General features: G+C 68.3%; 12 protein-coding genes. 6 read left to right on the top strand and 6 right to left on the bottom strand.

Annotated features, from left to right (window positions below; translation table 11 throughout):
* Positions 1 to 10 precede the first annotated feature (10 nt).
* Genes nuoL through nuoN form a run of 3 tightly spaced genes read left to right on the top strand, consistent with a single transcriptional unit; the run spans position 11 to position 5076 of the window.
* Positions 11 to 1912, top strand: coding sequence for an NADH-quinone oxidoreductase subunit L (gene nuoL / locus ACIOD2_RS18340; protein ID WP_400539232.1), 1902 nt, complete (start codon positions 11 to 13; stop codon positions 1910 to 1912).
* Positions 1912 to 3501, top strand: a complete 1590-nt coding sequence (locus tag ACIOD2_RS18335; RefSeq protein WP_400539230.1) for an NADH-quinone oxidoreductase subunit M — start codon at positions 1912 to 1914, stop codon at positions 3499 to 3501. Before nuoL ends, ACIOD2_RS18335 begins: the two co-directional genes overlap by 1 nt.
* 3 nt (positions 3502 to 3504) lie before the next feature.
* Positions 3505 to 5076: an NADH-quinone oxidoreductase subunit NuoN gene (nuoN, locus tag ACIOD2_RS18330; protein ID WP_400539228.1), complete on the top strand. Its 1572-nt coding sequence runs from the start codon at positions 3505 to 3507 to the stop codon at positions 5074 to 5076.
* Between the two features lie 48 nt (positions 5077 to 5124).
* On the opposite strand, the gene ACIOD2_RS18325 is transcribed toward nuoN, so the two are convergent.
* The 5 genes from ACIOD2_RS18325 to ACIOD2_RS18305 all read right to left on the bottom strand — a co-directional run bounded on the left by ACIOD2_RS18325 (position 5125) and on the right by ACIOD2_RS18305 (position 9019).
* Entirely contained in the window at positions 5125 to 5850 is a 726-nt protein-coding gene (locus tag ACIOD2_RS18325; RefSeq protein WP_400539226.1) for an ESX secretion-associated protein EspG, read from the bottom strand.
* A 14-nt stretch (positions 5851 to 5864) separates the two neighbouring features.
* Entirely contained in the window at positions 5865 to 7157 is a 1293-nt protein-coding gene (locus ACIOD2_RS18320) for a hypothetical protein (protein WP_400539224.1), read from the bottom strand.
* Entirely contained in the window at positions 7157 to 7774 is a 618-nt protein-coding gene (locus tag ACIOD2_RS18315) for a DUF3558 domain-containing protein (RefSeq protein WP_400539222.1), read from the bottom strand. Before ACIOD2_RS18315 ends, ACIOD2_RS18320 begins: the two co-directional genes overlap by 1 nt.
* Positions 7775 to 7782: 8 nt before the next feature.
* Positions 7783 to 8055, bottom strand: coding sequence for a hypothetical protein (locus ACIOD2_RS18310; protein ID WP_400539220.1), 273 nt, complete (start codon positions 8053 to 8055; stop codon positions 7783 to 7785).
* Between the two features lie 313 nt (positions 8056 to 8368).
* Positions 8369 to 9019: a hypothetical protein gene (locus ACIOD2_RS18305; RefSeq protein ID WP_400539218.1), complete on the bottom strand. Its 651-nt coding sequence runs from the start codon at positions 9017 to 9019 to the stop codon at positions 8369 to 8371.
* A gap of 181 nt (positions 9020 to 9200) precedes the next feature.
* On the opposite strand from ACIOD2_RS18305, the gene ACIOD2_RS18300 reads away from it, so the two are divergent.
* The 3 genes from ACIOD2_RS18300 to ACIOD2_RS18290 all read left to right on the top strand — a co-directional run bounded on the left by ACIOD2_RS18300 (position 9201) and on the right by ACIOD2_RS18290 (position 11999).
* Positions 9201 to 9524 (top strand): DUF6204 family protein, encoded by a 324-nt coding sequence (locus tag ACIOD2_RS18300; protein WP_400539216.1) that lies wholly within the window; start codon positions 9201 to 9203, stop codon positions 9522 to 9524.
* Positions 9525 to 9639: 115 nt separating this feature from the next.
* Entirely contained in the window at positions 9640 to 10692 is a 1053-nt protein-coding gene (locus ACIOD2_RS18295) for a polyprenyl synthetase family protein (RefSeq protein WP_400540392.1), read from the top strand.
* Positions 10693 to 10709: 17 nt separating this feature from the next.
* The gene (locus ACIOD2_RS18290) at positions 10710 to 11999 is read left to right on the top strand and encodes a hypothetical protein (RefSeq protein ID WP_400539214.1); all 1290 of its coding nucleotides are present in this window, start codon (positions 10710 to 10712) and stop codon (positions 11997 to 11999) included.
* A gap of 4 nt (positions 12000 to 12003) precedes the next feature.
* On the opposite strand, the gene ACIOD2_RS18285 is transcribed toward ACIOD2_RS18290, so the two are convergent.
* On the bottom strand, positions 12004 to 12336 hold the full coding sequence (locus ACIOD2_RS18285) for a VOC family protein (protein WP_400539212.1): 333 nt from the start codon (positions 12334 to 12336) through the stop codon (positions 12004 to 12006).
* Between the last annotated feature and the right edge of the window lie 69 nt (positions 12337 to 12405).

Genomic DNA, 12405 nt, shown 5'->3' with positions numbered 1-12405 from the left:
GAGACACCGAGTGACCGCATCATCGTGGCTGCTGGTGGCCCTCCCTGCCTTCGGCGCGCTCGTCCTGCTGCTCATGGGCAAGCGCGCGAAGGCGTGGGGGCATCTGCTCGGCACCGCCACCGTCACCCTCGCCTTCGTCTACGGGCTGATCCTGTTCTTCTCGGCTGACGGCAAGGCCACGACGGACACCAAGCTCTACTCGTGGATCCCGGCCGGCGCGCTGCAGATCGACTTCGGGCTCCGGGTCGACGCCCTGTCGCTGACGTTCGTGCTGCTCATCACCGGCGTCGGCATGCTGATCCACTTCTACTCGATCGGCTACATGGAGCACGAGGACGGCCGGTACCGCTTCTTCGCGTACCTGAACCTCTTCGTCGCCTCGATGCTGATCCTGGTGCTGGGCAACAGCTTCGTGACGCTCTACATGGGCTGGGAGGGCGTGGGTCTCGCGTCCTACCTGCTCATCGGCTGGTACCAGGGCCGCCCGTCCGCCGCGACCGCGGCGAAGAAGGCGTTCCTGATGAACCGCGTCGGTGACGTCGGGCTCGCGCTGGCGATCTTCCTGATGTTCAAGTACGCCGGGTCCACCGGCTACGCGCAGGTCTTCGACGCGGTCGGCGCCGGCAAGTTCCCGCCGGCCGCGATCACCGCGATGGCGATCCTGCTCCTGCTGGGCGCCTGCGGTAAGTCCGGCCAGTTCCCGCTGCAGGCCTGGCTCCCGGACGCGATGGAGGGCCCGACCCCGGTCTCGGCCCTGATCCACGCGGCGACGATGGTCACCGCCGGCGTCTACCTGGTGGCCCGCTCGCACGACATCTTCAACGCCACGCCGGACGGCAGGCTGATCGTCACGCTGGTCGGGGCGTTCACGCTCCTGCTCGGGTGCATCATCGGCTGCGCGTACGACGACATCAAGAAGGTCCTCGCGTACTCGACGGTCAGCCAGATCGGCTACATGATGCTGGCGGTCGGCCTCGGCCCCGGCATCTACGCGCTGGGCATCATGCACCTGGTGGCGCACGGCTTCTTCAAGGCCGGGCTGTTCCTCGGGGCCGGTTCGGTCATGCACGGCATGAACGACGAGGTCGACATGCGCAAGTTCGGGGGTCTCCGCAAGAAGATGCCGATCACGTTCGTCACCTTCGGGCTCGGGTACCTCGCGCTGATCGGCTTCCCGCTCCTCACCGGCTACTACACCAAGGACGCCATCATCGAGGCGGCGTTCGGCCAGGAAGGCTGGCGTGGCTGGGTCTTCGGCATCGCGACGATCGTCGGCGCCGGGCTGACCGCGTTCTACATGACCCGCCTGATGATGATGACGTTCTTCGGCAAGGAGCGCTGGAAGGACATCAAGTCGACCGACGGCCGTGAGTTCCACCCGCACGAGTCGAAGCCGATCATGTGGATCCCGATGGCGATCCTCGCGGTCGGTTCGGTCGGCGCCGGTGCGTTCTTCGCGATCGGTGACCGGTTCGTCGACTGGCTGGCCCCGACGGTCGGCGAGTTCCACGAGGCCGAGCACACCCCGATCCCGGCGGCCATCGTGCCGATCCTGACCCTCGTGTTCGCCGCGCTCGGCGTGCTGATCGCGATCCTGATCTTCCGCCGGCCGGTCCCGGTCGAGCGTCCGGAGCGGGTCTCGTTCGTCACCCGCGCCGCCCGCAAGGACCTGTACGGCAACGCGCTCAACGAGACGCTGGTCGCCCGCCCGGGCACCTGGCTCTCGCGGGCGCTGGTGTTCGTCGACAACCGCGGCGTCGACGGCGCCGTCAACGGCCTCGCCGCCGGTCTCGGCGGCGGCTCCGGCCGGCTGAGGCGGCTGCAGACCGGGTTCGTCCGGTCCTACGCGCTGTCGATGCTCGGCGGCACGTTCCTGCTTCTGGCGGCTCTCCTGCTGGTGAGGTTCTCCTGATGACCTGGTTGCTGATCCTCATCCTGGTGCCGCTGCTCGGCTCCCTGGTGCTGGCGTTCCTCAAGGGGAACGACCGTGCCGCGGTGCTGGCCGCGCTCGCCTTCTCGATCCTCGAGTTCCTGCTGATCATCCCGTTCTGGCTCAGCTACTCGCCTTCGGGCGCGCGGCTGCAGATGACGTCGAGCTTCGACTGGATCCCGAGCTTCGGGGTGCACATCGCGTTCGGCACCGACGGCATCTCGCTGATCATGATCGCGGTGATCGCGCTGCTGGTGCCGATCGTCGTCGGCGGGCTCGGCACGATGGACAAGCTCCCGCCCGGCCGCAGCGCCGGCGGGTTCCTGTCGCTGATCCTGCTGCAGGAGGCGCTCACCATCGGCGTCTTCGCCGCGACGGACGTCTTCCTGTTCTACGTGCTGTTCGAGATCATGCTGATCCCGATGTACTTCCTCATCGGCGGTTACGGCGGCGCGAACCGGCAGTACGCGGCGGTGAAGTTCTTCCTCTACTCGTTCCTCGGCGGCCTGATCATGCTGGCCTCGGCGATCGGGGCGTACTCGCTGGCGGACAAGAAGCTCGGCCACGGCACGTTCGACTGGGCCACGCTCGTCACGGTCGTCCGGGACGCCCCGCTGAGCACGCAGATCTGGCTGTTCCTCGGCTTCTTCCTGGCGTTCGCGATCAAGGCGCCGCTCGTGCCGTTCCACACCTGGCTGCCGGACGCGGCGGGGGAGGCGCCGATCGGCGTCGCCGTCCTGCTGGTCGGTGTGCTGGACAAGGTCGGCACGTTCGGCTTCCTGCGCTACTGCCTGCCGATGTTCCCGGACGCGAGCAAGGCACTGGCGCCGCTGGTGCTGGTGCTCTCGGTGATCGGCGTGCTGTACGGCTCGATCCTCGCCGCGGGGCAGCGGGACATGAAGCGGTTCATCGCCTACGTCTCGATCGCCCACTTCGGCTTCATCTCGCTCGGCATCTTCGCGTTCAACGAGCAGGCGATGATCGGCTCGGCGACGTACATGCTCAACCACAGCCTCGCGACCGGCATGCTGATCGTGGTGATCGGCCTGGTCGTCGCGCGCGGCGGGTCGACGAAGATCTCCGACTACGGCGGCATGGCGAAGGTGACCCCGCTGCTCGCAGGCCTGTTCCTGCTGGCCGGGCTGTCGACGCTGTCGCTGCCGGGCACCAACTCGTTCGTCTCCGAGTTCCTGGTGCTCATCGGGTCCTATGTGGACCAGCCGGTGTACACGATCCTCGCGACGGTCGGCATGGTCCTGGCCGCGGCGTACGTCCTCTGGCTCTACCAGCGTGTGATGCAGGGCCCGCTTCGCGGTGACGCCCTGGTGCCGCCCGCCGGGAAGGGCGGAGCCACCCCGGCCACCGTGGAGTCGGGTGGCGCCGTGGCCACCGCGACCGTGACCGAGCCGGGAGCGACCAAGGTCATCCGCGACCTCAGCGGCCGCGAGATCGCACTTCTCGCGCCGCTGGTCGTGCTGATCATCGTCCTCGGCTTCTACCCGAAGCCGGTGCTCGACACAGTCACCCCGACGGTGCAGCAGACGCTGTCCGCGGTTCAGGGAGGCAAGTAACCCGTGCTCGACATCCTCCTGACCCAGGCGGCGGAGCCACCGATCACGACGCCGTCGGTCGACTACAACGCCGTGCTGCCGGTGCTGATCATCTTCGGCGCGGCCTGCCTCAGCGTGCTGGTGGAAGCGTTCGCCTCGAAGCGCTCGCGGTTCGGTGTGCAGGTTGGGCTGAGCCTGATCGCGATCCTCGCGGCCGGCGGCTGGCTGATCAAGTACGCGCTCAGCGACGCTCCCGCGGGCGGCGTGAAGACGTTCAGCGGCGCGATCTCGATCGACAAGCCGGCGCTGTTCCTCTGGGGCACGCTGCTCGCCCTGGCGGTCGGCGCGGTGCTGCTGATCTCGGACCGCGTCGTCGAGCCGGGCGGCGCGCTCGTCGCGCAGGCCGGCATCCGCCCGGGCACGGTCCAGGACCGCGCGCAGACGGCGACCGTCATGCAGACCGAGGTCTTCCCGCTGACGCTCTTCGCGCTCGGCGGCATGATGGCGTTCACCGCGTCGAACGACCTGCTCACCATGTTCATCGCGCTGGAAGTGCTGTCCCTGCCGCTGTACCTGATGTGCGGCCTGGCGCGGCGCCGGCGGTTGCTGTCGCAGGAGTCGGCGGTCAAGTACTTCCTGCTCGGTGCGTTCTCCTCGGCGTTCTTCCTCTACGGCCTCGCGCTGCTGTACGGCTACGCGAACTCCGTGAAGCTGGGCGACATCGCCGCCGCGGCGGCCGGTTCGGACCGCTCGGACACGCTGCTGTTCGCCGGCCTCGGCCTGCTGGTCGTCGGCCTGCTGTTCAAGGGCTCGGTCGGCCCGTTCCACACCTGGACCCCGGACGTCTACCAGGGCGCGCCGACTCCGGTGACGGCGTTCATGGCGGCGTGCACGAAGGTCGCCGCGTTCGGCGGGATCCTGCGGGTGCTGTCGGTGGCGTTCGGCTCCACGAGCTGGGAGTGGCGCGGCGTGCTCTGGGGCGTCGCGATCATCTCGATGCTGATCGGCGCGGTGCTGGGCCTGACCCAGACCGACGTCAAGCGCATGATCGCGTACTCGTCGATCGCCCACGCGGGCTTCCTGCTGATCGGCGCGATCTCGATCACCGAGAACGGCCTGTCGAGCACGCTGTTCTACCTGCTGTCGTACGGCTTCACGACGCTGGCGGCGTTCGGCGTGATCAGCCTGGTCCGCGACTCCTCGGGCGAGGCGACGCACCTCTCGGCGTGGGCGGGCCTGGCGAAACGGTCGCCACTGGTGGCCGCGGTGTTCACGTTCCTGTTGCTGGCCTTGGCGGGCATCCCGTTGACGTCGGGCTTCATCGGCAAGTTCGTGGTCTTCTCGGCGGCCCTGTCCGACGGAATGGCCCCGCTGGTGGTGATCGCCCTGGTGTTCAGCGCGGTGGCGGCGTTCTTCTACCTGCGCGTGATCGTGCTGATGTACTTCTCCGAGCCGGCCGCGGACGGCCCCACGGTCACGATCCCGGGCTTCGGCACGGGAACGGCGATCTTCCTGGGCACGGCCGTGACGCTGGTGCTGGGTCTGGTCCCGGCGTTCGCCCTGTCGTGGGCGGGTGCGGGCGGCTTCGCTTCCTGAGTTGTGTTTCGCGCTGAGGGCCGCCACCTGTTCCGGGTGGCGGCCCTTTCAGTTGTCCAGAAAGGCGGCGACCTTCCGTCCCAGCACCACGGGATCCCCAGGCATGACGGTGATGTGCTCGTCAGCGAGCCCGATGCCCACCCGACCGGCGTCGACGTCGAGGTAGCTGAGCGAGTCCCGCGCTTCTTGTCGTTGCCCGTCCACCTGCTTGGCGGCGTAGAACTGCCCCATCCCGTGGTGCTGTTGACTCACGAGGTCATCGAGTTTCTGCGCGTCTCGGCTGCGAGCCGGGGCGTCGTCGAAGACGTCGCCGGCGGGTTGTTCCCGGAAGTCCTGCTGCGGCAGGGAAAACGGCCTGATGTCCGCGGCCCGGTACGGCGGCAGGTTCGCGATGAGCGCGTCGACGGGATGGGTGTCGGGCGGAACCCCTTTGAGCCACACTCGCGAGCCCTGGCACACCGCGGTGACGGCAGTCCGACCTCGTGCGGCGACCAGAACACCGATCTGCTCGGTGAGATCGCGAGCGTAGGCGAAGAACTCCGTCGAGGGCCGGTCGAGGAGGTGAAGCACGTCATCGAATTCGGGCGTGAAGCCGTCCCCCTGGGTGAAGCAGTGTCCGCTGAGCTCCTCAAAAGCCGCCCGGCTGGTCTCTCGTGCGGCGGACGGCGGAACGTACCGCAGCCCCCCGGCAAAAACCGGGTGCGGTTCGCCGCAGCCGGCCTGGCGCAGGGCGGTGAGCAGGGTGTCGAGCGAGATGTCGGCCTTGAGCACCACTGGTGCGAGTCCTCCTACTTCGGCCGGTTCTCCCCGATGACGGGCGGCATGGGCTTCTCGACGAACCCGCCGAAAGTCTCGTCAGGATCGGGGTTCTTCAGGTAGGGAGCGGTCTTCTTCTCTTTGTCTTCGTCCTTGGCGCCCCGCCCACCGGCGGCGGTGCCCATGGGCATCCCGTTGGCCCCTCGGGCGCCGGCGGTGCCGCGTGAGCCTGGTTGCCCGGGGAGGCGTTCGTCGGGAAGGCGGGCACCTGAACCGTTTCCTGGTCCGCTTCCGTTTCCTGGGCCGCGCGGGGTGACAACGCCGGCGTTCGGCCCGCCGTACCGTCCGCCTGCGCTGTTTCCCGGCCCGGTTCCGGTGCTGGTCCCGGTCCCCGGCCCAAACCCTCCGGCGCCCGGCCCGAAGCCGCCGTACGGCTGGTTCCCGGAGCCGCCGCCGAGGTTGCTGACAAGCTGGCCGCTGGGCCCGAACTGATACCCACCCTGAGGAGCCGGGGGATTGACCGGCTGGGGCACGTAGTTATTGGCATGGGTGCTGTCGGAGGACCCGCTTCCGGGCGTCTGCGCCACAACCTGGTTGCTCGGCTGGTTGGTGGGCTCGACCTGGTTGCGTCCAGCCTGGACGTTCTGCTCCTGCCCAGAGGCCCGGTCCTGCGTGGAAACACCCGGCTGGCGCGGATTCCGCGCCCATTCACCGGTATCAGTGGCAAAAGTAGGAGGCGTGGTGGTCCTCCCGCGAGTGTCCTGCCCGCGGGTGTCCTGCCCAGGGGTGGTCATGGAAACAGGAGCCCCGGAGTCCACGATCTGCGCGTACTGAGCAGGCATCTGCCCGCCGTTGGAGGTACTGGCGGAGTGATAAGCGCCAAAGGCATCGATATTGGCCTGACTATCGGCCTGCCACCCGGCAACCTTGGTGTTGTAGGACGGACCAACCCCGGCAAGCAACTTGGTAATATCATCCGAAGTCATCACAGGCGGCTGAGGCGCAACGGGCTTCACGGAATTCTTGGCCGTCCCAAAGGCATCCATCTGAGCCCCAACAGCCGTCCGAGCCGTTTCAAGATGAACAGCATCATCAGCAGCGGCACGAACAAGCGGAACGGTGGCATCAGCAGCAGAATCCCCAGCGGCACCCTGCCACCCGGACATGGTCTTGGCCCGAAGCGCACTGATCCGCTGAGCCCGCTCAACCATCCGATTGGTGAGCTGGCCGGCCCCATCCTGCGCGGTAGCCAGTGAATCGATCCCACCGCCGCCGGTGACCTGCTCATAGATCTCTGCTGCTGTCAGTGGGCGTTCTTCGACCATCAATTCACTCCACGCAGGTTGCCGAGCACCTTCGCTGCTACGTCGTGGGCGGCCGTGCAGGGGTCTTTTTTGCCGATGTTCTCTTCCGACAGCGAGATAGCGATGTCCACCTGCTGAGTGTCGCTCGTCCCCAGCGCGAGCAGGCAGCGCCCTTTGGTGTTTCGGTCGTCGGCCGTGCCGAATGCGACAGTCGGATACCCGTCGATCGGGTCGAGAGGCGCGAAGAATCGGTAGGTGCTGTCCTTCGCCTGGTAGATCCCGGTCAGGCCCAGTTGGGTGGTCTTGAAGAAGGTCACTCCGACGCCGGCTTGCGAAACCGCGGGAACGTTCCAGTGGCACGTCGGACCAGCTTCGTCGTCGACGGCCGGATTGACCGTGACGTCCGGCCCCAGGAGCTCTTTGCTCTGCGCTTGGGTCAAGGAGTCACAAGGAGCTTGTTGGAAGCGGCTGACATCGATCGGGATGTCGACTTTCGGTACGCCCGGGCCGGGCACGCCGCTGTCCGATGATGGAGCGGTCGCTGACTTGCTATCGGATATGGAAGGTGATGCGGTGCCGTTCGTCTCGCTTGAGCAGGCCGTAGACAACAGCAAAGTCGCGCCGAACAGAACCAGCATTCGACGCCTCACAGGGTGCCTCCGGTGCGCTTGATCTCCGAGGTGTGAGTGTCCTCGGCCGTGGCGTACTTGCCGAGGGCGGTCTCGAACTTCTTCGCCATCGCCCGGCAGTATCTTTCTCGCTCGTCGAGGGTTTCCAGCAATGCTCGACCGGAGCCTCGTACCTGGTCGGCATTGCCCTCGCTCGCATACTCGATTCCCGGGCCGTTCGCCTGTGCCAGCAGTTCCGCGCGCTGTTGGTCGTCACGGAAGTCGTTGGCCAGGTCGTTCCAGTCCTTCATCAGTTCGCGAAGGGTCGCCTCGTCGTACGAGAACCCCGGCCCACCGCTACCCGAGCCCTCAACCCCATAAGACCCGGCCCGAGGTACCCCATTGGGCCCCGGCAGCTGCCAGTTCCCGCCAGGCTCGTAAACCGGCCCCTCACCCACGACCGCTCACCACAAACGTCGTCACGTCAGCTCTCCCCTAGCTTGCAGGGTGCTCCGGCCCGAGCACTCTGCGTATCCGACGGCTCGTAGCCTACCAAGGTTCCGCCAGAGAAGAATCCGCTGCTCACGAGGGCCGCGGCCGCTAGACCACGGCCCTCGACGAGAGCTAAGGCGTCGGTGAGCAGGAGGTGTGGCCCAGGATCACCTGGCCACTGATGCCCGACGCCGGGAGGAAGTTGATGCGCAGCATCGTCAGGCCGATGCTGCCGTCGCCCGGGAGGTTCTGGATGTTGAACACCGCGTTCGCCAGCACCGTGCCGTTCGACTTCTTGAGCGGGGCCACGTAGCCCACCGGCACCGGGCTCGGCGGGTTCGGGATGCCGCTCATGCCGCCGTACGTCCAGCCCGCGTTCGTCTGCGCGTGGGTGGCCGTGCAGGTCACCTTGAACGTCGACAGCTTGATCCGCGGGCCGCCCGCGCTCACCAAGGCCGACAGCTCGAAGTTCTTGCCCGTCGCCGTGGACGTGGTCGTCGTGGCGTCCGTCTTCGGGTCCGTCACCGCCGTTGTGCAGGACGACGTGCCGCCGCCGAACGTGATGCCCGTCTTCGACACCGACTGGGCCGTCGTGGTCTTCGGGCCGGCCACCGAGCACTTGCCCTGCGCCGGCACCGAGATCGTCGAGCCGGCCTTCGTGAAGTCGGCCGAACCGATCTGGGCCACACCCGGCTGCGGCGCGGCCTGAGCCGGCACGGCCACGGCGAGTCCGGCCACCAACAGCGTTCCGGCGAGCCCCGCTCGCCTCGCGATAGTGCGCATAGCGCTGTCCTCCTTGCTGACCGGGAGAGCTGTCGGGTTCGGCAGTTCTTCCACGCCGTGAATATCCGCCTGTCCGAGCCGCTCGTTGCGCCCGAAACCGCTGATCACCCCTTAGTGGATCATGAACCACCCGGTGGATAATCCCTTCGGTATCCGGATACGACTCAGTATGTTGACGTCCATGCCGACCTACCGTGTGCTCGTCCGGGGCAAGTTCGACCGGCCCGCGCAGGACATCCGCGAAAAGCTGCTCGACGGCCTGACCTCCGACGACGTCGCCGGCCAGCTCTTCAGCGCCGAAGGCACGCTCACCTACAGTCACCACCTCGGCGGCTTCAGCTTCCGCGTTCAGGTCGACGTCGCATCCGGTGACGACGCGACCCGGCGGGCACACGATCAGGCCGAGCTGATGGCCATGGAACTGCTGGAGGGCGAGGGGTACCCGTACCGCGATCTGGTGGTCAGCTCGACCTGCCTCGACGACGTCAGGATCAAGCGCCGCTGAGGTGTCATGTTCGTCACCGTTTCCGCAGGACAGCGGGTAAACGGTGACGCGGGGCAGCCACTACGCTCAGGGGAGAACCCGACCGGTGCACGAGTAGAGCGGAGCCGACGTGTCTGTGCCTTCCCCAGCCCCCGGGGCGGGATCCCTCCCCGCTGCGCCGGGTGGCGCCCTCGAGGACCTGCGCTCGTCGGTTGGCCTGCAGATCGCCGACGAGTCCCTGCTGCGCTCGATCGCCGCCGGGCTGGCCGACGTCGAGAAGCTGCTGCGCGAGGTCGTCCGCAGTGACGTCCAGGCCGTCAACGACGCCGCGTTGCACCTGGTGGAGGCGGGGGGCAAACGCTTCCGTCCGCTGTTCACCCTGCTGTCCGCGCAGTTCGGGCCGAAGCAGGATGACCACGTCGTGATCGCCGCCGCCGCGGTCGAGCTGGTGCACCTGGCCACGCTCTACCACGACGACGTGATGGACGAGGCGGACATGCGCCGCGGCGCCGAGAGCGTCAACGCGCGCTGGGACAACACCATCGCCATCCTGACCGGCGACTTCCTCTTCGCCCACGCTTCGCGGCTGGTCGCCGACCTCGGCACGGACGCGGCGCGGATCATCGCCGAGACCTTCGGCGAGCTGGTCACCGGGCAGATGCGCGAGACCGTCGGCCCCGGGCCGGGTGACGACGCCGTCGCGCACTACCTCACCGTGATCGCGCAGAAGACCGGCTCGCTGATCGCGACGTCGGGCCGGTTCGGCGGGATGATGTCCGGCGCCGCCGACGAGCACATCGAGGCGCTGCGCCGGTTCGGCGACATCATCGGCACCGCGTTCCAGATCTCCGACGACATCATCGACATCGCCTCGCCGTCCGACGAGCTCGGCAAGGCGCAGGGCACCGACCTGCGCGAAGGCGTCCGGACGTTGCCGATGCTGTACGCGCTGGCCGACCCCGGGACCGACCCCCGGCTGGTCGAGCTGCTGTCCGGGCCGATCGCCGACGACGACCTCGTCTCCGAAGCGCTGGAGCTGCTGCGCGCGAGTAGTGGACTCGAACGCGCGCGCGTCACCCTTTCCGACTACGCTCAGCGCGCGCGTGCCGAGCTCACCGCGCTGCCGGCGTCCCCCGCACGGGACGCCTGCGAGTCGGTTGCCGCTTACCTGGTCGCGCGCACGCACTGAACTAGGGGCAGGGATAGATGTCCATTTTCGGACAGGTTTGGCTGTGGAGCCTCGCGGCGTTCTTCGTCGGGGTACTGCTCACCTGGCTGGTGCTGGTGCTGCCACTGCGCAAGAGCGTCCGCAAGCTGGAGAGCGCGCTGGCGCAGGCCCACGCCGACGCCGCGCGCACCCCCGCGAACGCCGCCGGGCTGGCCGCACCGGGCACCGAGGTCTACACGCGACCCGCGCCGTCCTATGACGACGACGAGAGCCGGTACGAGCACAACCCGTACGAAGAGGCCCGGCCGCAGGAGACGTCGTACCCGGGGACGCTGGTCGCGTCGCCGGTGAGCCGTGACGACGTCCACGACGACATCGACCAGGACTTCGCCGAGCTGGACTCGCAGGTGCCGCCGCGGACCCCGCCGGTCAAGGACTACCGGCCGGAACCCGAGCCGGCGCCCGAGGACGCCTACCCGGCCTCGGCGACCCAGGTCATGGCGCCGGTCGCGGAGCCGGAGCAGGACGACCCGTACCGCGCGGCCGCGTCCGATTACCTGAGCCCGGAGGACGACGAGCACTTCGAGCCCGAGGCCGCCCCGGCGCTTTCGCAGCTGGAGCAGCAGCTCGATCCGGACACCGCCGGGTCGCTGTTCCAGCCGTCGGGCGCGGAGCCGCAGCCGCAGGACCCGGACTGGTTCGACCACCAGCAGGCCGAGCAGCGATCGGCGTTCGAAGAGCCGGTGGAGCGCACTCGCTACATCAGCACGCACCCGGGTTCGGTCCGCAAGGAAGAGCCCGAGGACGACGAGACGCCGCAGTACGCCTTCGCCGGCGACGAGGCGTCCGACGGTGAGCTGGACGTGCCGCCGGAGACCCCGGCCGAGGCGACGCAGGTGCTGCCGAAGCGCCAGCCGCGCGGCTTGGGGTCGGTGCGGGGCGGTTTCGACGCCCCGCAGCCGATCCAGCCGTCGATGCGCACGGTCGAGCGCCGCGACCCCGAGCTGTCCGGCGCGCACAGCGGCTCGCTGTTCGAGCCGTCGGTGCAGCCGAACCAGACGGCCGTCGGCGTCGCGCCGGAGCCGCCGCCGGCCCCGCCCGCGCGGGAGACGGCCGAGGATTCGGTCCCGCCCGGCCCGTTCGGCCCCGGTTCGGCCATGCCCCGCCCCGGCGGCGGCCGGCCCAGCGACGCCTTCGAGGTGAAGGCCAGCGTCACGGCTTTGCGGTACTGCACCGACGAATCCGAGCAGTTCCCGAAGATGGTGGCCGAGGTCTGGTTCCGCACCGCCGAAGACGCCGAGCGCGTCGGGTTCCGCCCGATCGTCTGAGCTTTCAGGCCGCTTGGAACAGCACCATCGCGGCCCCACCGGGGTCGGTGACGACGACCAGTGAGCCGACCGGCAGGTCCGTGCGTTCGCGCACGAGCTTTCCGCCCAGCTCCACCGCTTTCGCCGCCGCGGTGTCCACATCGGACACCGCGGCGTAGGGCAGCCACTGCGGCGCGCGCTCGTCGCCCGGTGCCAGTTCCGTGAAGCCGCCCCACGGTGCGCCGTCCTCGGTGAGCAGCGGGCCGCTCGCCCGCCAGCCCAGCAGTTCGGCGAAGAACCGCTTGCTGCCGTCCACATCGGACGTCCGGACGTCGAAGAACACGAACGGTGCGGCCATCCCGCACCACCTCCTCAGGTCGCTTGACCTAAAACTTAGGACAAGTGGCCCAATCAAGCAACACCAAAA

The sequence above is a fragment of the Amycolatopsis sp. NPDC088138 genome (genome assembly GCF_044741685.1).
Classification (GTDB): domain Bacteria; phylum Actinomycetota; class Actinomycetes; order Mycobacteriales; family Pseudonocardiaceae; genus Amycolatopsis.
The sequence above is the reverse complement of the archived record's forward strand: the minus strand, read 5'-3'. Positions and strand labels throughout refer to the sequence as shown.

Excerpts from the sequence above, each read along its gene's own strand:
- ACIOD2_RS18335 (WP_400539230.1), top strand. The coding sequence starts at position 1,912 with ATGACCTGGTTGCTGATCCTCATCCTGGTGCCGCTGCTCGGCTCCCTG.
- ACIOD2_RS18320 (WP_400539224.1), bottom strand. The coding sequence starts at position 7,157 with ATGGTCGAAGAACGCCCACTGACAGCAGCAGAGATCTATGAGCAGGTC.
- ACIOD2_RS18315 (WP_400539222.1), bottom strand. The coding sequence starts at position 7,774 with ATGCTGGTTCTGTTCGGCGCGACTTTGCTGTTGTCTACGGCCTGCTCA.
- ACIOD2_RS18310 (WP_400539220.1), bottom strand. The coding sequence starts at position 8,055 with ATGAAGGACTGGAACGACCTGGCCAACGACTTCCGTGACGACCAACAG.
- ACIOD2_RS18305 (WP_400539218.1), bottom strand. The coding sequence starts at position 9,019 with ATGCGCACTATCGCGAGGCGAGCGGGGCTCGCCGGAACGCTGTTGGTG.
- ACIOD2_RS18300 (WP_400539216.1), top strand. The coding sequence starts at position 9,201 with ATGCCGACCTACCGTGTGCTCGTCCGGGGCAAGTTCGACCGGCCCGCG.
- ACIOD2_RS18290 (WP_400539214.1), top strand. The coding sequence starts at position 10,710 with ATGTCCATTTTCGGACAGGTTTGGCTGTGGAGCCTCGCGGCGTTCTTC.
- ACIOD2_RS18285 (WP_400539212.1), bottom strand. The coding sequence starts at position 12,336 with ATGGCCGCACCGTTCGTGTTCTTCGACGTCCGGACGTCCGATGTGGAC.